The organism is Gillisia lutea (assembly GCF_021568705.1).
Taxonomy (GTDB): Bacteria; Bacteroidota; Bacteroidia; order Flavobacteriales; family Flavobacteriaceae; genus Gillisia; species Gillisia lutea.
Map to the genome: position 1 here is coordinate 372,919 of NZ_JAKGTH010000008.1, position 19,352 is coordinate 392,270.

The following is a 19,352-nucleotide window of genomic DNA, read 5'->3' on the forward strand; positions in this document are numbered from 1 at the left end:
TAATTTAGTTAATAAAAAAAGGCTTCGATTGTATCGAAGCCTTTTTTTATTAACTGAATAATCTTCCTCAAAAATTTAAAGCTAACCCCATTCTCGCATTTCTTCCACGAGTTCTGAAACGATATAACTCCTGGTACTTCTCATTTGTAATATTACTAATCCCTCCAAATATTTTAAGATGTGAGTTAACCTGTTGACTTATATAAAAGTCTAACAGGCTATAACTCTTCAAAATCACCTGCTTGTTCTCAAAGGTTGTATTATCAAAATACGTGTCGGTTCTATCGTCATTATATTGATACGATAAAGAGGTGAAAGTGCTTGTTGTAATTTGGTAACCCAATTCTGCATTAATCTTATGCTTAGGGATGCGTAATGCAAATTTCTCATCGGCTTCCGTAAAAGTATAGTTCATTGAAAGATCTAAGTTGTTAATTATCTCAGTATTCATTTCAATTTCCAATCCTTTTGCTGTAAATTCTTCCTCTATATTTTTATAAGCTGAAATATAGTTTACAGGATCTATTGTAACAAAATCGATATAATTTTCAGACTTCCTGTTGAAGTATACCGCACTTATATTTAAATGCAGATTGTTATACTCTAAGCCAACTTCAAAAGTCCTGCTTTCCTCAGGCTTTAATTCTGCATTCCCATAATTAGGATCATATAATTGATATAAAGACGGGGTGATATATGCTGTACTATAAGAGGTTAAAGCCTTTACATATCCATTTTTAGTAGTATATGTATAGGATGGATTTAAATTATGAACCCAATTTGTACCGTATTCACTATGAATATTCAATCTTGTTCCGGTATTTAAATTAAAACCTGTTCCAGATATATATACCACATTGAAGTAGGGATCAACAATATCAAAATCAGCAACCTTATCGCTCACCGTTTGCGTGAAATCGGTTTCACCATATGGAATACTATAACTATTGAAGTCGCTAAAAATACCATTTACACCCAGTATAGTATAAAACTTCTCCCCAAAAACATATTTATTATGCGCATCGAAGCTATAGACACGACTATCATATTTACCAGGATAATCTGATTGGGTCTCTCTTTTAACTTCAGCATAACTATCGCTAAAAATAAAACTTCCATTTTTATAGCTTGCCACCCAGTGACTTCCGGTTCTAAACTGTTCAGATATTAACTTGTTATCTGCATCGGCATACATGAACGCATCATCAAATGCTGAATTGAACTTATCAAAATTCCCATAGAAATAGAATTTCAGCTGATCGCTAATTTTATACCCCAGTCGCGCATACACATTGTATTTGGAAAAAGAATCTTCATCAAATTTTATTGTTTCATCTCCCGAGCTAACAGCAGAAAGATTATCAGAATATCTATTGCTGAAATTTACCTGGTAATTAAACTTAGAAACTCTTCCGCTCACGCCCACCGCATTATCAAATTTAGCAACATCATAATCCTGATCATTTTGAGACTGATTAGTACTAAGCGTTGTTTGAAGGTTCAAGCCTATCTTTTTATCTACAGGGACTTTGGTGGTTATATTTATAACTGCGGCAGCGGCGCCAGAACCATATAGTGTGCTGGAAGCCCCTTTTATAATCTCTATAGAGGCTACCTGATCGAGCGCCAATAAACGTAGATCAAAATCGTTAGCAATAGATGATGGATCGCTCACCTGTATACCATCTACTAAAATAACCACTTCCCTATTTCTTCCCCCGCGAACATAATAACCGAGGTTCTGCCCCTCGTTACTTTGAGATCCGTTAATTTCAATACCAGACACCCTGTTAATAAGCTCTGGAATACTGAGTCCGCGACTTCTTTCCAGTTCTGCAGCAGTGATCTTTGTTACCACCTTCCCGCTGTGCTCGCGTTTCAAGTTGAACTTAGAATCTATTAGAACTACTTCCTCTAAAGATTCCACTTTTGTTTGGGTTTGTGCAATAGACAAACCGGTGCATAGCAACGCACCACAAATCCATAATTTTTTGTGCATAATAATTAATTAGTACAGGAAAAAAGATGTAGTATCCTACACCAAACTTTTATCCCGAAAGTTTGACATTAGTGAATTATGGCAGGTCTCCTGGCTTGCGTTTTATTGTTTACCTTCCCATCCATTCTAAACGGACAGTGGTTTAAGAAGTAGTAACAATAAACATCCAATCTCTTTTAGTAAGATTAGACTAAGCTTACAGTTGCGGGAACAGCTCAGGATTTATGAGTTATAAAATTCTAACTCAGCTCACCTGATTCCCTTTTAATTGATCGAGTGTAAATAATAACACGCGATCAAACCAAAATTTCAATGCGAATTTAAACATTTCTCTATCTCGGCTCTATAAAAAATTAAATAATCTTACTTTTGAAACTTAAATACTATTTCTTGAAATCAATTCTTTATTTCTTTCTAGTAATTTCTCTTTTATCATGCAAAACTGATAAAAAACAAATGGATACCTCAAATCCTGAAGGTGATACCCTCGCAATTAAATACGCTAAAGGTTTCAGCATAACTCAATTTGATGGCTATAAGATCCTTAATGTTAAAAATGCGTGGCCGGATTCAGATAAAGATTATACCTATCTATTGGTTATAGATGAAAATAAAGTTCCTGAAAACCTTAATTACGATAGCAAAATATCTATCCCTGTAAAGAAAATCGTTGTTACTTCTACTACACATATCCCTTCTTTAGAGGCTTTAAACGAAGAAAAAAGTTTGGTTGGATTTCCAGGCCTGCAATATATTTCTTCTAAAAAGACACGAACAAGAATTGAAAAAAATGAACTTACAGAGTTGGGTACCAATGAAGCTATTAACACAGAAATTGTTTTGGCTTTAAAACCCGATGTACTAATAGGATTTTCTATAGAAGGAAATAATAAAACCTATGATACTTTTAAAAAATCTGGGATTCCGGTAGTATTTAATGGAGACTGGATGGAAGAATCACCCTTGGGAAAAGCTGAATGGATTAAGTTTTTTGGAGCATTCTATAATAAAACTGAAATGGCTTCATTATTATTCAAAAAAATAGACATCGGTTATAAAAAGGCTAAAAAGCTTGCAGCAACTGCAGAAAGTAGTCCACAGGTATTGAGCGGGTCTATGTATAAAGACCAGTGGTATGTTCCCTATGGCAATTCATGGCAGGCACAATTTATTAAAGATGCAAATGCTTCTTATATCTATTCAGACACGCACGGAAATGGTAGCATAGCATTAGCCTTTGAAACGGTATTAAGTGATGCCCAACATGCCGAATTTTGGGTGGCGCCAGGTCAGTTCACTAGCTTTTCTCAATTAGATGATGCCTCACTTCATTATAAACAGTTTACAGCTGTCAAAAACAAAAAGGTGTATACCTATAGCAACAGCTTAGGAGAAACCGGTGGTGTATTATACTATGAATTAGGTCCCAACCGACCTGACCTGGTATTAAAAGATCTCATTGCAATTTTTCATCCTGAACTTTTACCAGACTATAAAACCACTTTTTTTAAACCTCTGGAATAAATGCCTAATCCCAACTATTACAATAAGTTATTAATAGCATTATTTGGCGGGGTTATTTTAATTGCCTGCATCAATTTAAGTTTGGGCTCTGTTAACATTCCTATACCCGATATCTTAAAAAGTCTATTTAATTACAAAGTAGAGAATGAGAGCTGGAGATATATTATTTTAGAATATAGGCTTCCCAAAGTGTTAACCGCAATTTTAACCGGTTCTGGATTAGCCGTGAGTGGATTATTAATGCAAACTCTTTTTAGAAATCCGCTTGCCGGGCCATACGTGCTTGGATTAAGTAGTGGAGCAAGCCTTGGTGTTGCCTTAATTATCATGGGAGCCGGCTTATTTGGAGGTGTAACAGGCGCGGTTCTTCTATCTAAATGGAGTTTAGTTATTGCTTCCAGTATAGGAAGTTTACTGGTGTTATTGGCTGTGCTTCTGGCTTCAGCGAAATTAAGGGATACTATGGCCATCTTAATAATTGGGCTTATGTTTGCGAGTTTAACGGCAGCAGTGGTTAGTGTGCTTTCTTATTTTAGCTCTGCGGCACAATTACAGCAATACGTCTTTTGGTCGTTTGGAAGCCTTGGAAATCTCTCATGGAATGATGTTATCATTCTATCATTATTCTGGATAACGGGCATAATTGTGGCCATATTCTGTATAAAAAATCTTAACACCCTACTGTTAGGAGAGCAATATGCCCGAAGTTTGGGTGTAAGTATTAGCAAAAACAGATTACTTATTATAATTTCAACTAGCCTTCTGGCTGGTAGCATAACGGCCTTTGCCGGACCAATAGCATTTGTTGGACTAGCCGTCCCCCATTTAGTAAGACAAATTATACCAGTTAATGACCACAGAATATTACTCCCTGCCGTAATAATGGGGGGAGCTATTCTCATGTTGATATGTGATACAGCCGCTCAACTACCAGGAAGTGAGTTTACACTTCCAATTAATGCTATCACTTCTTTAATTGGTGCACCAGTTGTAATTTGGTTACTTATTAGAAAACGTAAATTTTTATTTTAAAATTAAAACCTCGAACCAACATATCATCCTCCAAACCAATAATCTTTCTATTGGATATCGTAATAAAAGTGAAGAAACTCTTATTGCCAAAGATATCAATATCCAGATTGAGAGTGGAGCTCTAGTGGCCCTTATAGGCGTTAATGGTGTTGGGAAATCCACATTATTAAGAAGTCTTAGCGGTATACAGGATTCTTTAAATGGGAAAATTCTGATTAATGGATTACAAAAAAACAAGCTTAATTCTTTGGAACTTTCTACTTTGATAAGTGTCGTTTTAACCGAGCAGCCTATATCGAAAAATTTGAGTGTTTATGAGCTGATAGCTTTAGGAAGGCAGCCGTATACAAATTGGATTGGGACTTTAAGTGAAGAAGATAAAACACATATAAATCAGGCTATTGAACTTGTAAACATAAGCTCACTCCAACATAAAAAATGTTACGAGTTAAGCGACGGCCAACTGCAAAAAACTTTAATTGCCAGAGCTTTGGCGCAAAATACGCCTCTGGTAATTTTAGATGAACCTACTACTCATCTTGATATTTATCATCAAGCCCATGTATTAAAACTCTTAAAAGACCTTACTCAGCGTACTAATAAAAGTATTCTTTTCGCTACACATGAAATTAATCTTGCCCTACAACTATGTGATAAGATTATTTTGATGGAAAAGGATAAAGTGAGTATTGGAACTCCTCTGGAGTTAATTGAAAAAGACGCATTTACTAACCTTTTCCCCACAGATCTCATTATTTTCGATAGGAGCTCTCAAACTTTCAAAATAAACACTTAAATCTTCCTCGATTAGATTTTAGGTTATACTCTTTAAAAAGTGCTGCTATTATCTATCTTTGAAGTAGTAACTCTGAAAATATGAACGATACCCTTTTCATCCTAATTAGTGCTGTAGTTTCCCTCACCATTGGGTTTTTCTTAGGACGAATGCTTGCTGGCCTTAAAAGTAAAGCAGAAATAAGCATCCTTCAGGAAAAAAACAATCAATTAACCATTCAGATAGAAGAAAACAAAAAACTATATTCCAGCGATTTAGAAAGAAAAAATTCTGAATTTAATTATTTTAAAGAAGAACAGTTACAGCAGGTTAAAACGCTTAGAGAAGAGCAGGAAGAAATCAGAAGAGAAAAGGATTTTTTTAGTACCGAGCTTACCAGAAAGAATTCAGAATTCAAGAATCTTCAGCAAAGAAATGTGGAGCAAAAAGAGGAAGTTGAAAAACTTCAGGAAAAATTTACCAAAGAATTCGAGAATCTTGCCAATAGGATATTAGATCAGAAATCGGAGAAATTTACCTTACTCAATAAAGAAAATATTCAGAACATATTAAATCCTCTTAACGAGAAGATTAAAAATTTTGAGGAAAAGGTAGATAAGAATAGTACCGATTTCATTCAGCGACATGCCGAATTAGGGAAGCAACTTCAATTTTTAAACGAACAGAATTTAAAGATAAGCGAAGAAGCGCTCAATCTTACCAAAGCTTTAAAAGGCGACACCAAAATGCAGGGTAACTGGGGTGAAATGGTATTAGAGCGAGTTCTTGAACGCAGCGGATTGCAAAAGGACAGCGAATACTTTGTGCAGCAAAACTTCACTACCGATAGCGGCAAACGAGTGATGCCCGACGTAGTGATACATCTACCGGGTGATAAGAAAATTATTGTCGATTCGAAAGTTTCTCTAATAGCATATGAACGCTATATTAATGGGAATGAAGAAAACGAAAAGACTGCCGATTTAAAAAGCCATGTGATTTCTGTCAAAAAGCGGGTGGATGAGCTTAGCGCCAAGAACTATCATCAGCTATTTGAAATGGAAAGTCCGGACTTTGTGCTTCTTTTTATACCTATTGAAGCTGCCTTCGCTATTGCCTCTCACCAATATCCCGGCTTATATTCTGAAGCATTCGATAAAAATATCATTATCGTAACCCCCACTACTCTCCTGGCCGTTCTAAAAACCATAGATAGCATGTGGCAAAATGAGAAGCAAAAACAGAATGCAATTGCTATCGCCACTCAGGCAGGGGCTTTATATGATTCCTTTGTTAATTTAACTGATGATCTTTTAAAAGTCGGGAAACAAATTGGAACCGTACAAACCACCTATGATTCTGCAATGAAAAAGCTCACCGGAAAAGGTAATTTAATAAACAGAGTAGAAAAATTAAAGAAACTTGGAGCAAAGTCAAGTAAGCAAATGGAGCACAAATTACTTACGCAGGCTAAAGATGAAGATAATATGTTGCCAGAGAACAATTAATTTAAAGCCCAAAAACAGTCACGCTTTTAACTCTATAAATTTCAATGTACCTTCGCCAAGCGCTTTATGGCAAATGAAATAATTCGACAACAGATATAATGAAAAAAGTCCTTTTTTATATTTTGGGTGTACTGGCAGTTTTATACCTGCTCTATTTTGCATTCATAACATTTGTTCCCTATAGTGAAGGAACCAGAACCGGGGAATTAATAAAATTTAGTAGAAAAGGGGTAATCGCTAAAACATGGGAAGGAGAAATTAGCCAAGGCATTAGCGGGGCACAGATTTTTCAATTTTCTGTCCTTGGAAGTGACAAGGAAGTAATTAAACAACTTCAGGAAAATGAAGGAAATTACGTAAAACTAACCTACATAGAGCGATATGCTACTTTTTACTTCTGGGGAGACTCCAAGTATTTCATAAAAAAGGTAGAAGAAGCACAATCCCCACATTTTAGAGATAGATGATAGATAATAAATTCAAGCACATTTCAGACTCACAGGTAGTTATAAATGAACTTATGCTACCCTCCCATTCCAATTTCAATGGTAAGATACATGGTGGCTATATTTTATCCCTTTTAGATCAAATTGCCTTTGCCTGTGCCTCTAAACATTCTAGAGCCTATTGTGTAACTGCCAGCGTAGATACTGTCGATTTTCTAAGCCCTATAGAAATTGGCGAACTGGTAACTATGAGAGCATCTGTAAATTACGTGGGTAGAAGCTCTATGGTAATTGGAATACGGGTAGAAGCAGAGAATATTCAAAGCGGAGAGGTTAAACATTGTAATTCTTCTTATTTCACGATGGTGGCCAAAGATGAAAACGGTAAATCGATAGCAGTTCCCGGTTTGATCTTAGAGAATGACCATGACATTCGACGTTTCGTAAAAAGTATTAAAAGAAATAAAATGAAATCGAACCGAAAAAGAGAATTTCATGAAACCGACTTTTCAAGTAAAGAGTACTTACATATACTTGAAGATCATAATGTAAAACTTTTATAATTAGTGAAGATTAACGGTTTCATTTTGGCCTTGCTGGGCGCTATCGTTCTGGCTTTTCTTTTCCCCGATGCACTTAGTAAATTACCTTTAAAATACATAATTGACATAGGAATTGGGTTTATATTTTTCTTCTACGGACTTAAATTAGCACCTGCTGAATTTAAGGCAGGACTTTTAAATTACAGGTCACATATACTAATTCAGGTAACCACCTTTATTTTATTTCCCTTGCTTACTTTAGTATTTATTCCTTTTTTTGAAGGAGGCACGAGATCCGATTTATGGCTGTCTATTTTCTTTTTAGGGGTTCTCCCCTCCACGGTATCTTCCTCGGTAGTGATGGTAGCCTTGGCCAAAGGAAATCTTCCTACCGCTATTTTTAATGCCAGTATTTCCGGTATTATCGGGATAATTGCAACGCCCTTTCTGCTAAGTATTTTCATGCTGAAAACAGGAGAATTCGAAATTCAAACTGTTATATCTAAGCTCCTATTACAAATAATGCTCCCGATAATATCAGGGCTATTGCTTCAGGTCTGGCTGGGTAGAATTGCAAGAAGATATAGCAAACAGCTTGGGTTATTCGATAAAGGGATTATTATTTTAATTGTCTACACCAGTTTCAGCAATTCCTTTAACTCAGGATTATTTGAAACCGTAACATTTACCGACCTATTAAAAATATTTGGGATCGTATTAACATTATTCTTTGTTGTCTATTTTTCAATAGGTTTAGCTTGCAAGAAAATGGGGATCAATTTAAAAGATAGAATTACCATTCAATTTTGCGGCACAAAAAAATCCCTGGTTCATGGATCTGTTATGATGAAAATTATATTTGGAGCCAGTGCTAGTGCAGGATTATTTTTGTTGCCAATTATGCTATATCACATCTTTCAGCTACTTATGATTTCTGTTTTTGCTGAACGATATGGAAATCGAATTGATGGCTAAAAAAGCTTCTATTAAAGATATAAGGCGAATTCTACAGCATTTATCGTAAATAGTACCCACGCAATAACCAATAAAAGTCCGCCCAGTGGAGTAATGGGGCCTAAAATTCTTATTTTTTTTCCGTAAGCACTGCTTAAACAAAGTCCGTAGATGCTAAATGAAAAGAGAAAAACTCCCAAAATAAGGCACCAACCCATTATTTGTTGAGAAATTTGTAAGAAAGGGAATGCAATTCCTGTAATAATCAATAAAAGCGCATGATACATTTGGTATTTAACCCCTGTCTCAAAACTTTTAAGTTGTTCTTCACTAAATTTTTTCTTGAGGGCATGGGCGCCAAAAGCACCAAAAACTACAGCTAAACCACCGTAAACTCCTCCAAAAATTAACATTAGTTCTTTCATTTGCTAAACTTTAGTGAAAAATAGGCTACATCCAAAGGCAGATTCTTTTAAAAATTATGTTTCCCCTATTTTCGTAAAAAAAAGAAAGTTATGAAGAAATCGTTATGTATTGCAGCAATTGCCGCGTTTATTTTCACCGGATGCAGTCAAAGAATTGTAGGAACCTGGAATGTAGATAAGTATGAGGTAAACAATCAGAAAGGGCAAAATCTAACCACCACCAATGCGGGGAAAATAACCTTCAATAAAAACGGAACCGGGGAAAAAAAGATTGAATACAGTATTTTTAGCAACGACTATAGTGATGCCCGACCGTTTACATGGAAGTTACAAGACAGCAATTTAACTATTACAGGCATGAAGAATGATAAAAAATCTGATTTCGATAAAACATGGATTATCGTAACCGATAAAGGCGACAGGCAGGTTTGGAAATCTACCGATGGTAGTAACACTGTTCAGGTACTACAACTAACAAAGGATTAAGTTATTTGAAAAAAAATAAAAAAGGCTACACATTAAGTGCAGCCTTTTTTAATATATAAGAATGATACTTATTTACTTAGGTACATTTTTCTTCTTGAATAAAGATCATAAAAAGCATCATCTTTCAAACTATCAATGAACAAAATGCTTTCTCCGGTACTCTTCATCTCTGGTCCTAATTGCTTATTCACCTTATGAAATTTATCAAAAGAGAACACAGGCTGCTTAATTGCGTACCCTTTGAGCTGGGGGTTAAACTTAAAATCGGTCACTTTTGCCCCCAACATTACCTTGGTAGCATAATTTACATAAGGCTCACCATAAGCTTTTGCAATAAAAGGCACTGTACGAGAAGCTCTTGGATTAGCTTCAATAATATACACCTTATCATCTTTAATAGCGAACTGAATATTTATCAATCCAACTGTATTTAAAGCTAAAGCTATTTTATGAGTATGATCTTTAATTTGTTGCATTACAAGATCTCCCAGATTAAAAGGAGGAAGGAGCGCATTAGAATCACCAGAATGTATTCCACAAGGTTCTATATGCTCCATGATACCAATGATATAAACATTCTCTCCGTCGCAAATCGCATCGGCCTCGGCCTCTATCGCTCCGTCCAAATAATGATCCAGTAACAGTTTATTGTTTGGAATCTTACGAAGTAGGTCGACTACATGAGCTTCCAATTCATCTTTATTGATTACGATCTTCATTCCCTGGCCACCTAAAACGTAGGAAGGCCTTACCAAAATGGGAAAGTCCAGTTCATCAGCTAATGCCAAGGCTTCTTCAGCCGTTTCGGCTACCCCAAACTCAGGGAAAGGAATATTATTAGCTTCCAGTAATTTAGAAAAGCTTCCTCTATCTTCAGCAAGATCCAGAGCTTTAAAATCGGTACCAATTATTTTAATACCATAGCGTTCTAATTTTTCAGCAAGCTTCAAAGCGGTTTGCCCACCTAACTGAACAATTACACCTTCCGGTTTTTCATGCCTGATAATATCATAGATATGTTCCCAGAATACGGGTTCAAAATATAATTTATCGGCAACATCAAAATCTGTTGAAACCGTTTCAGGGTTACAATTAATCATGATAGTCTCATAACCACATTCAGAAGCAGCAAGCACTCCGTGCACACAACTGTAGTCAAATTCTATCCCCTGGCCTATCCTGTTAGGTCCAGAACCTAATACTACCACTTTCTTTTTGTCGGTCACCACACTTTCGTTGGAAACATACCTTTTTCCATCGGGAGTTTCAATTTCAGCTTCAAATGTGGAGTAATAATATGGGGTTTGCGCTTTAAATTCGGCAGCACAGGTATCTACCAATTTGAAGATACGGTTGATATTAAACTCATTTCTTTTCTTGTAGATCTGACTTTCCAGACAACCCACCATATGAGCAATTTGTCTATCTGCAAATCCTTTTTGCTTGGCTTCTAAAAGAAGATCTTTCGGCAAATTATCTATGTTGTATTTTGAAATTTCAACATCCAGAGCATATAATTCTTCATATTGCTTTAAGAACCACATGTCTATTCTGGTGATTTCATGAATTCTGCTAAGTGGAATTCCAATCTTAATTGCGTCGTAGATCACAAAAACTCTATCCCAACTCGCATGGGTAAGTTTATCTATAATTTGCTCGTAATTGGTATAGCTTTTACCATCGGCCCCTAATCCATTTCTTTTTATCTCCAAAGATTGAGTGGCCTTGTGCAGGGCTTCCTGGAAAGATCTTCCAATCCCCATCACTTCTCCTACCGATTTCATTTGAAGACCAAGCGTTCGATCACTTCCTTCGAATTTATCAAAATTCCATCGAGGTATCTTTACAATCACATAATCTAAAGTCGGTTCAAATAAAGCAGAAGTTGATTTTGTGATCTGATTTTCAAGTTCATCTAAATGATAACCAATTGCAAGTTTAGTAGCAATTTTAGCAATTGGGTACCCCGTCGCTTTTGAAGCTAGCGCTGATGATCTTGAAACTCTCGGATTAATTTCGATAGCGATAATATCTTCATTTTCATCGGGGCTTACCGCAAACTGCACATTACAACCACCTGCAAAATCACCTATGTTACGCATCATTTTGATGGCCATATCTCTCATTTTCTGATAGGTGGTATCACTAAGCGTCATTGCAGGAGCAACAGTGATGGAATCTCCGGTATGAATTCCCATTGGATCCATATTCTCTATAGAACAAATAATAACAACGTTATCATTTTTATCGCGCAGTAGCTCCAGTTCATATTCCTTCCAACCTAAAAGAGCTTTATCTATAAGTACTTCATGTATTGGAGATGCTTCCAAACCTCTGGTAAGCAATTCATCAAAATCTTCAGCTTTGTGTACAAAGGCAGCTCCACTACCTCCAAGGGTAAAGGAAGCACGAATTACCAATGGAAAACCAAACTCCTGTGCAACTTCTTTTCCTTGTAAATATGAGGTTACTGTTTTTGCAGGCGCAACAGGTATCCCAATTTTCCCCATTAGTTGCTTAAACTTCTCACGATCTTCTGTAATATTTATGGCATCAATATCAACCCCAATTAATTTTACACCGAAATCTTTCCAAATTCCCTTTTCATCGGCTTCAATACAAAGATTTAGGGCTGTTTGTCCACCCATGGTTGGAAGAACTGCATCTATATTAGGATGATTTTTTAGAATCTCGACAATAGACTTTGTTGTAAGTGGTTTTAAATAAACATGATCGGCCATGGAAGGATCTGTCATGATAGTCGCCGGATTGGAGTTTATCAATACAGTTTCAATTCCTTCTTCATTTAAGGATTTTAGTGACTGAGCACCGGAATAATCAAATTCACAAGCCTGTCCAATTACAATAGGACCTGAACCGATTATTAAAACACTTTTAATTTGATTGTTTTTTGGCATTTTAAAGAGGTAATTTTTTGATTGTATAAATGTAGGAACCGCTTGGGTATAAAAAAAGGCGTTACTTATAAAAGTAACACCTTAATATATTAGAAACTAATTCTCATTAGTGTTTGTGTCTGGTCTCCGAAGATACAGATAATTTCTTTCTTCCTTTAGCTCTTCTTCTAGCTAACACTTTTCTTCCGTTCACACTCGCCATGCGCTCTCTGAATCCGTGCTTGTTTTTTCTTTTTCTCTTAGATGGTTGAAACGTTCTTTTCATTTTAATTATCTTTTCTTCTGTGGAATCCTTAGTTTAAATAGTTTTAAACCTTTCTTTAAAACTGCGGGCAAATATACAAAGACTTTTATCTCTTCCAAACACTAAATTAAAATATTTTTGAATTGTTTTTATTAACTTTGCGCCTTCAAAAATAAGAAGCGGCATGTTCAACAAAAATATCAAATTAGTTTTAGCGGGAATAATAATAGCAGTAGCCATTTGGCAATTTTACTTAGGTAATATTGGAAATGGGATTATGTATATCCTGCTCTCTCTTATATTTGTCTTCTTATATTATAAAAATGAAATGATCCTGCTGGCTTTTTTAAGGCTTAGAAAACAGGATTTTCCGGGTGCTAAGAAATGGTTAGATAAAATTAAAAATCCCGAAGCTGCTCTTACCACAAAACAGCAAGGGTATTTTTGGTATCTACACGGCCTAATGCTTTCCCAAACTAATATTACAAAAGCTGAAAAGTATTTCAAAAAGGCAATTAAATTAGGACTTGCCATGGATCAGGATCTTGCAATGGCTAAATTAAACCTGGCAGGTATTGCAATGACAAAGAGACGCAAACGCGAAGCACAGATTTTACTTACCGAAGCGAAAAAATTAGATAAGCACGGTATGTTAAAAGAGCAAATCCAGATGATGAAACAACAAATGAAAAAGATCTAACTTTTTTGTTCATTGTTAATTTTTTCATGGGATTTTAAAACACCCCTCCTTTGGACTAATATTTAGGTCCTTCAACGAATAATTTTCACTAGCACTTCTTTCTTGATTAACTTTATAATAGTTAAGAAAGAGAGATGATTAGATTATTACTTTTATTATTAATTTTTAATCTTGGGCTACCTGCCTTTGCACAGCAAGAAAAGAAAATTCTTTTCTCTGATGCTCTTTCCATGCACTTACCTAAATATGATAAGATGGCTCAAATTGCATACGAGCATCGAGATTATATTAAAGCGCAACATCTTTTTGACTCCCTTATAAATTATAATTTGAATGGAAGCTATATGGATGATTTTAGCTTCAATAAACTGAATGGTAAGGAGATTAGTTTACATAATTTCAAGAAACCGATATATCTCATTACTTATGCTTCATGGTGTGTAACATCAGACGGAGAGATTCCAGCAATAAATAAATTAGCAGATAAGTACGGAGATCAAGTGGATTTCGTTATACTTTTTTGGGATAATCAGAAAATCACGAAAAAAATGGCGAAATCATATAACTCAAATATAAAGGTAGTGTACGTAAATGAGCTAACTAACAAAGATTCCTATGTTATAAGCAAATTAAAGCACTCCTTAGGCCTTCCTACAACTTTCTTAATAGATACGGACAAAAAGATCTTAGATATTAAACGTGGTGTTACCCATGCCTACGGAATAAGTTTCAATGAATCTTTTAGTCTAAATTACGATTCTATAAATGATGGAATTACCAATTATTTACTTGGCAATAAACGTTCTTTCGGAACCCGACAGGACCCTGTTGCCGCAAATTGATTTCTTTATTATTAAATATTACCAAATAAAAAGGGACTTGATAAAATCAAATCCCTTTTTTTAGTTTCATAATTAATTATTTATAATATCCTTTCTCAGGAATTTCAATCATGTATTTTTTTCTTGAACTATTATTCAAATTTGCTTCACGCAACCAAGGGTTATGAATTTTTAGTATTTTATAATTAATATCAAACTTTTTAGCGAATGCAGCAAAGTTTGAAACTGCTGTATCAACCGGTACGTTATAGGTTGGAATGTTTTCATACAGTTGATCTTTAGTAAAGTTCAATCCATATTTAGCAGGATGACTCATTATCTCTTTTAAAGCAAGAATTCGAAAAACATATCTTCCCGTTTCTTCTCCCAAAAGAAGATCGTAATAATCATTCACCTCTTGTCGGTCTAACTGTCTATCTACACCAGTATTTCCGGCATTATAAGCAGCTGCGGCCATAGTCCAACTACCAAACTTCTGTTTAGACCTTTTTAGATATTCACATGCCACTCTGGTGGATTTAGCAATATTATAGCGCTCATCAACATTATCATTTATTTCAAGCTTATAATCTTTCCCTGTACCTTCCATTATTTGCCAAAACCCTACTGCTCGTGCAGGAGAAACTGCCTGAGTTAAACCAGATTCTATTACTGCCAAATATTTAAAGTCGTCTGGTACGCCATATTCAGCTAAAATTGGCTCAATAACAGGAAAATATTTATTCGCGCGCTTTATTAATAATAGTGCGTTAGATTGCCAGTAGGTATTTACCAATAGCTCCCTATCCATTCGTTCGTAAATGTCCGGGTTTTCGATAGGCACCGATTCACCCGCAAAATTTAAATTTTCTGGCATAGGTAGAGCATAAACATTATAATCGCATGTAGATTTTGAAGAGGCACCACCACTTTTACTTTCGGTGGCCTCAGGTTTATCCTGAACTGCCTGAATACTAATTGCAAACACGGTAATTAACCCCACACTCATCAATAAAATCTTTAAAACTTTCATTCTATCCTTTATAATTATTAATCTTCCCATTTAAAATAATCTCCGGTAGATACCTGTTAAACCACCTAAACCTATTAATTATCATGATATGGGTACCTCCTTTAACCACAATGCTTCCTTTGATATATTTTATTGGAAACACTTCATCTTTATCCCCATGTATATGTATTAGGTCTTTAATGGGGTTACCACTTTTCCAACAAATCATGTTTTTTAGCGACCAATCTAAATATTTTTCATCCCTTATAGAAAGATATTTTCTATATAATACAGCGCGCTTTTTTAAAAAGTCACCAACTGCCACTTTTTCAAATTGATCTACATAATTCAATAAACTTGTTGGAATCATTTTAAACAAACCGGTTTTTGCAGCATAACGCATCCTTCTTGGCAATTCATCGGTACATTTTACACTGGAAATTATTATGAGCCTTTTCAAATTAAGAAATTTGCTCATTTCCTGCACTACTACCCCACCAAAAGACACGCCAATAAGCACCGCTTGGTCATGTTTAACATTCTCACACAATCTTTCGGAATAATGAACCAGAGTTTCATTATATTCCGGCATCAACCATTCAAGTAAATGCATTTCAAACTGGTCTTCCGGCAAATTTATATATTCAAATATAGAGGGGTTTGCTGCCAATCCCGGCATAAAATACACGTGGATAATATCCTTCACTCTAAACATTTTTAACAAGGGAATAACATCACTTGTAACAGTTATATTGTAAATTTACTATCAAAATTACTGCATTTTTTCCGGCTTTAATAGTAAATGAGATTTAAATAGGCTGATCAATGGTTATCAAGTTTAAATTTTTTGGTTGTTCTCTTTTAAGTATAACATTTAATAAGCAAAACATGTAGCAAACAAACAGTGCCAGTGGTTTGTTTTTATTCTGTACCCATTTATGTATAGTTTGTAATAAGTAAAAAAATAAGAAAATGAAGGATGAGGAAATGGTTATTACCGACAATGATTTTCTGAGACAATTTGAAACTACAATTCAAGGGGAATTAGTAAAAGTAGAATACTCCCAACAAGATCGAAAAATATTTCTGACGAAGCTAGTGATAACGGAAGAGCTAAAAGAGAAAGGATTTATGGAACCTTTTTTAGAAAAGTTGCTGGATTATATAAAAGAAAGAGGAAATGACAGAGTAGTTCCTACAAATCCAGATATCGCAAAATTCATGAGAAAGAATAAACGAAAATATAAAGACCTACTTCCGGTTGGTATTAATATTTAGGCAAGGACAGACGAGTCTACGTATTCAAAGCGAACAAGTCCGTCTTCATCAATTTTTTTCAATTCAATTTGATGCAGGGTATTTACAAGATCGGGATTCCAATGTGTTTTAACTTTCACATAATTCTCAGTGAATCCGTGAATAAATCCTTCTTTATTTTCGCTCTCAAAAAGAACCGTATGTGAGGTATTTATCTGACTTTCATAAAAGGCACGTCGCTTTTTAGCAGAAAGTCCACGCAACATTTTACTTCTTTTCTTTCTAACTTTTAAAGCCACCTCTCCCTGCATTTCAGCAGCGAGAGTATTATCTCTTTCAGAATAGGCAAAAACATGGAGATATGATATATCTAGATCACTTAAAAAGCGATAGGTCTCCAAGAATTGCTCTTCTGTCTCTCCAGGAAACCCAACAATTACATCTACCCCAATACATGCATTAGGCATTACTTCCTTTATTTGAGTTACACGATCTACATATAATTCGCGTTGATACCTTCTTCTCATAAGCTTAAGAATATCATTGCTTCCACTTTGAAGAGGGATATGAAAATGAGGTACGAAGGTTTTACTTTGCGAAACAAAATCGATAGTTTCATTTTTCAATAAATTAGGTTCAATAGAAGATATTCGCAGCCTTTCAATCCCATCAACTTCATCCAAAGCTCTAACCAGGTCTAAAAAAGTATGCTCATGTTTTTTATTCCCAAATTCACCTTTTCCATAATCTCCAATATTAACTCCTGTAAGTACAATTTCTTTAATTCCTTTTGCAGAAATCTCGGCAGCGTTCTTTAAAACATTTTCCAACTTATCACTTCTTGAAATCCCTCTTGCCAAAGGAATAGTACAATAGGTACATTTATAATCACACCCATCCTGAACTTTTAAGAACGCCCGTGTTCTATCCCCAAAAGAATAGGCTCCAACATAAAAATCGGCGTCCTGAATTTCGCAGGAATGAATTTCAGCAAATTCATGTTTAGTGAGATCATTAATATAATCGGTGATTTTGAATTTTTCTGTTGCTCCAAGCACCATATCTACTCCATCTACATCTGCCAATTCTTCTGGCTTAAGCTGAGCATAACAACCAACTGCAATTACAAAAGCATCTTCATTTACCTTTTGAGCCTGCTTTACAATACTTTTAAATCGTTTATCAGCATTCTCGGTTACTGAGCAAGTATTAATCACATATATATCAGCCTTTTCAGAAAAATCAACCTTTTGAAAACCTTCATCTTTAAATGACCTGGCTATGGTAGAAGTTTCCGAAAAATTGAGCTTACAACCCAATGTATAAAATGCTACTTTTTTATCCTTGCTCATTACTATTAGCTTTAAATATTCTTCAAAAATAGGGCTGCAAATATACCTACTTTAATTTGTTTACTAAGACTAACCTTAGGAATCTCTTCTGAATTTTGAGGTCTCTTCAAATACATGCTCTAGAATAGCCTTATCCTCATCGGTAAAGTCTATATTTCTACGTTTCATTACAATTTCGGCAACTTCAAAAGCTTTTACGGTCTTATAGGTAGACATTCCCCCGCTACCACCCCAGCTAAAGCTAGGAACGAAATTTCGAGGAAAACCGCTTCCAAAAATATTGGCACTAACTCCCACTACTGTTCCGGTATTGAACATGGTATTTATGCCACATTTACTATGATCTCCCATCATCAAACCACAAAACTGAAGTCCGGTATTTGCAAAGCGCTCTGTCTCATAATCCCATAATCGTACTTCAGCATAATTATTCTTTAAATTAGAATTATTAGAATCGGCACCTAAATTACACCATTCCCCCAGAACGGAATTTCCTAAAAAGCCATCATGCCCTTTATTAGAATTAGCAAAAAGCACAGAGTTATTAACCTCTCCTCCCACTTTAGAATATGGACCAATAGTGGTAGGCCCGTAAATCTTGCTACCTAATTTTAAGATAGCATTATGACATAATGCAAACGGACCGCGAATTAAGCTTCCTTCCATAATTTCAGCATCTGCACCAATATAAATTGGCCCGTTAGACGCATTTAATGTAGCAAATTCAACCTTAGCCCCTTCTTCTACGAATATATTTTCGGGATTAATAACATTGTTAGATGAAGACAATGGAGCACTATCCCTATTTTGAGTTAGTAGTTGAAAATCAGCTTTTATAGCTTCCCCATTCTTTGAAAATAAATCCCAAGTATGAGCAATTTGAAATGGCTTACCCTCCAGCTCTATCTGCGTACACTCATCAAAATCTATTTCTTCATCTTCAAGCGCATAAAATGCCACCACATCCTCCTCATAGAATATAGCTTGGTTTTGCTGCAACTTCATTACTTGCTCCACCAATTCTGAAGTAGGTAAAAAAGAAGCATTTATCATGATGTTAACCGGCATTTCTACCATCGGCCATTTTTCGGAAAGATAATCTTCAGTTATCGTAGAAGTAGTAGAGCCTAAATTCTTTTCCCATTTTTCACGAATGCTTAAAATCCCTACCCTCAAATCTGCAACGGGTCTCGTATAAGTAAATGGAAGTAATTTCTTTCTTGCGGAACCATCGAATAAAATATAATTCATTTCAAATTAATTTATTAGATATAAAAATACATGAAAATTAAAATTGATGCTGCATTAACATTTTCAACTATATAATAATCAATTTAAATTAAAACTGATATCAGAC

General features: G+C 35.2%; 19 protein-coding genes and 1 riboswitch. Of the genes, 11 read left to right on the forward strand and 8 right to left on the reverse strand.

Going from position 1 to position 19,352, the window contains the following annotated elements:
- Window positions 1-67 precede the first annotated feature (67 nt).
- Window positions 68-1,999 carry a TonB-dependent receptor plug domain-containing protein gene (locus L1I30_RS08870; RefSeq protein WP_236133922.1) on the reverse strand — a complete coding sequence of 644 codons (1,932 nt, stop codon included), beginning with the start codon at window positions 1,997-1,999 and terminating at the stop codon, window positions 68-70.
- Between the two features lie 64 nt (window positions 2,000-2,063).
- A riboswitch (cobalamin riboswitch) is annotated at window positions 2,064-2,320 on the reverse strand.
- 69 nt (window positions 2,321-2,389) lie between these two features.
- On the opposite strand from L1I30_RS08870, the gene L1I30_RS08875 reads away from it, so the two are divergent.
- The 7 genes from L1I30_RS08875 (at window position 2,390) to L1I30_RS08905 (ending at window position 8,801) form a co-directional block, all read left to right on the forward strand.
- Window positions 2,390-3,523: an ABC transporter substrate-binding protein gene (locus L1I30_RS08875; protein ID WP_236133923.1), complete on the forward strand. Its 1,134-nt coding sequence runs from the start codon at window positions 2,390-2,392 to the stop codon at window positions 3,521-3,523.
- Window positions 3,524-4,555: a FecCD family ABC transporter permease gene (locus L1I30_RS08880; RefSeq protein WP_236133924.1), complete on the forward strand. Its 1,032-nt coding sequence runs from the start codon at window positions 3,524-3,526 to the stop codon at window positions 4,553-4,555.
- Between the two features lies 1 nt (window position 4,556).
- Window positions 4,557-5,351 (forward strand): ABC transporter ATP-binding protein, encoded by a 795-nt coding sequence (locus L1I30_RS08885; protein WP_236134032.1) that lies wholly within the window; start codon window positions 4,557-4,559, stop codon window positions 5,349-5,351.
- An 80-nt stretch (window positions 5,352-5,431) separates the two neighbouring features.
- Window positions 5,432-6,838 carry a DNA recombination protein RmuC gene (locus tag L1I30_RS08890; RefSeq protein WP_236133925.1) on the forward strand — a complete coding sequence of 469 codons (1,407 nt, stop codon included), beginning with the start codon at window positions 5,432-5,434 and terminating at the stop codon, window positions 6,836-6,838.
- Between the two features lie 98 nt (window positions 6,839-6,936).
- On the forward strand, window positions 6,937-7,305 hold the full coding sequence (locus tag L1I30_RS08895; RefSeq protein WP_236133926.1) for a 6-phosphogluconate dehydrogenase: 369 nt from the start codon (window positions 6,937-6,939) through the stop codon (window positions 7,303-7,305).
- Window positions 7,302-7,847, forward strand: coding sequence for an acyl-CoA thioesterase (locus L1I30_RS08900; RefSeq protein ID WP_236133927.1), 546 nt, complete (start codon window positions 7,302-7,304; stop codon window positions 7,845-7,847). Before L1I30_RS08895 ends, L1I30_RS08900 begins: the two co-directional genes overlap by 4 nt.
- Window positions 7,848-7,850: 3 nt before the next feature.
- Window positions 7,851-8,801, forward strand: coding sequence for a bile acid:sodium symporter (locus tag L1I30_RS08905; RefSeq protein WP_236133928.1), 951 nt, complete (start codon window positions 7,851-7,853; stop codon window positions 8,799-8,801).
- 11 nt (window positions 8,802-8,812) lie between these two features.
- On the opposite strand, the gene L1I30_RS08910 is transcribed toward L1I30_RS08905, so the two are convergent.
- Entirely contained in the window at window positions 8,813-9,205 is a 393-nt protein-coding gene (locus tag L1I30_RS08910) for a DUF423 domain-containing protein (RefSeq protein ID WP_236133929.1), read from the reverse strand.
- Window positions 9,206-9,295: 90 nt separating this feature from the next.
- Between L1I30_RS08910 and L1I30_RS08915 the strand changes: the two genes are divergently transcribed.
- On the forward strand, window positions 9,296-9,691 hold the full coding sequence (locus tag L1I30_RS08915) for a lipocalin-like domain-containing protein (protein ID WP_236133930.1): 396 nt from the start codon (window positions 9,296-9,298) through the stop codon (window positions 9,689-9,691).
- A 68-nt stretch (window positions 9,692-9,759) separates the two neighbouring features.
- On the opposite strand, the gene carB is transcribed toward L1I30_RS08915, so the two are convergent.
- On the reverse strand, window positions 9,760-12,609 hold the full coding sequence (carB, locus tag L1I30_RS08920; RefSeq protein ID WP_236133931.1) for a carbamoyl-phosphate synthase large subunit: 2,850 nt from the start codon (window positions 12,607-12,609) through the stop codon (window positions 9,760-9,762).
- 106 nt (window positions 12,610-12,715) lie between these two features.
- Window positions 12,716-12,874 carry a 50S ribosomal protein L34 gene (gene rpmH, locus L1I30_RS08925; RefSeq protein ID WP_006990417.1) on the reverse strand — a complete coding sequence of 53 codons (159 nt, stop codon included), beginning with the start codon at window positions 12,872-12,874 and terminating at the stop codon, window positions 12,716-12,718.
- A 163-nt stretch (window positions 12,875-13,037) separates the two neighbouring features.
- Between rpmH and L1I30_RS08930 the strand changes: the two genes are divergently transcribed.
- Window positions 13,038-13,553, forward strand: coding sequence for a DUF2892 domain-containing protein (locus tag L1I30_RS08930; RefSeq protein WP_236133932.1), 516 nt, complete (start codon window positions 13,038-13,040; stop codon window positions 13,551-13,553).
- Window positions 13,554-13,687: 134 nt separating this feature from the next.
- Window positions 13,688-14,395 carry a TlpA family protein disulfide reductase gene (locus tag L1I30_RS08935; RefSeq protein ID WP_236133933.1) on the forward strand — a complete coding sequence of 236 codons (708 nt, stop codon included), beginning with the start codon at window positions 13,688-13,690 and terminating at the stop codon, window positions 14,393-14,395.
- A 76-nt stretch (window positions 14,396-14,471) separates the two neighbouring features.
- Here L1I30_RS08935 and L1I30_RS08940 read toward each other — a convergent pair whose 3' ends face one another.
- Both L1I30_RS08940 and L1I30_RS08945 read right to left on the reverse strand, forming a co-directional pair.
- Complete coding sequence (locus tag L1I30_RS08940; RefSeq protein ID WP_236133934.1) at window positions 14,472-15,407, reverse strand: lytic transglycosylase domain-containing protein; 936 nt, start codon at window positions 15,405-15,407, stop codon at window positions 14,472-14,474.
- 1 nt (window position 15,408) lies between these two features.
- On the reverse strand, window positions 15,409-16,101 hold the full coding sequence (locus tag L1I30_RS08945; protein ID WP_236133935.1) for an alpha/beta hydrolase family protein: 693 nt from the start codon (window positions 16,099-16,101) through the stop codon (window positions 15,409-15,411).
- Between the two features lie 257 nt (window positions 16,102-16,358).
- Here L1I30_RS08945 and L1I30_RS08950 point away from each other — a divergent pair, with 257 nt between their 5' ends.
- Entirely contained in the window at window positions 16,359-16,664 is a 306-nt protein-coding gene (locus L1I30_RS08950) for an N-acetyltransferase (protein ID WP_236133936.1), read from the forward strand.
- Here L1I30_RS08950 and mtaB read toward each other — a convergent pair.
- Both mtaB and L1I30_RS08960 read right to left on the reverse strand, forming a co-directional pair.
- On the reverse strand, window positions 16,661-17,995 hold the full coding sequence (gene mtaB, locus L1I30_RS08955; protein WP_236133937.1) for a tRNA (N(6)-L-threonylcarbamoyladenosine(37)-C(2))-methylthiotransferase MtaB: 1,335 nt from the start codon (window positions 17,993-17,995) through the stop codon (window positions 16,661-16,663). The two genes, L1I30_RS08950 and mtaB, sit on opposite strands and share 4 nt — an antisense overlap.
- A 75-nt stretch (window positions 17,996-18,070) precedes the next feature.
- On the reverse strand, window positions 18,071-19,246 hold the full coding sequence (locus L1I30_RS08960; RefSeq protein WP_236133938.1) for a GlmU family protein: 1,176 nt from the start codon (window positions 19,244-19,246) through the stop codon (window positions 18,071-18,073).
- Window positions 19,247-19,352 lie beyond the last annotated feature (106 nt).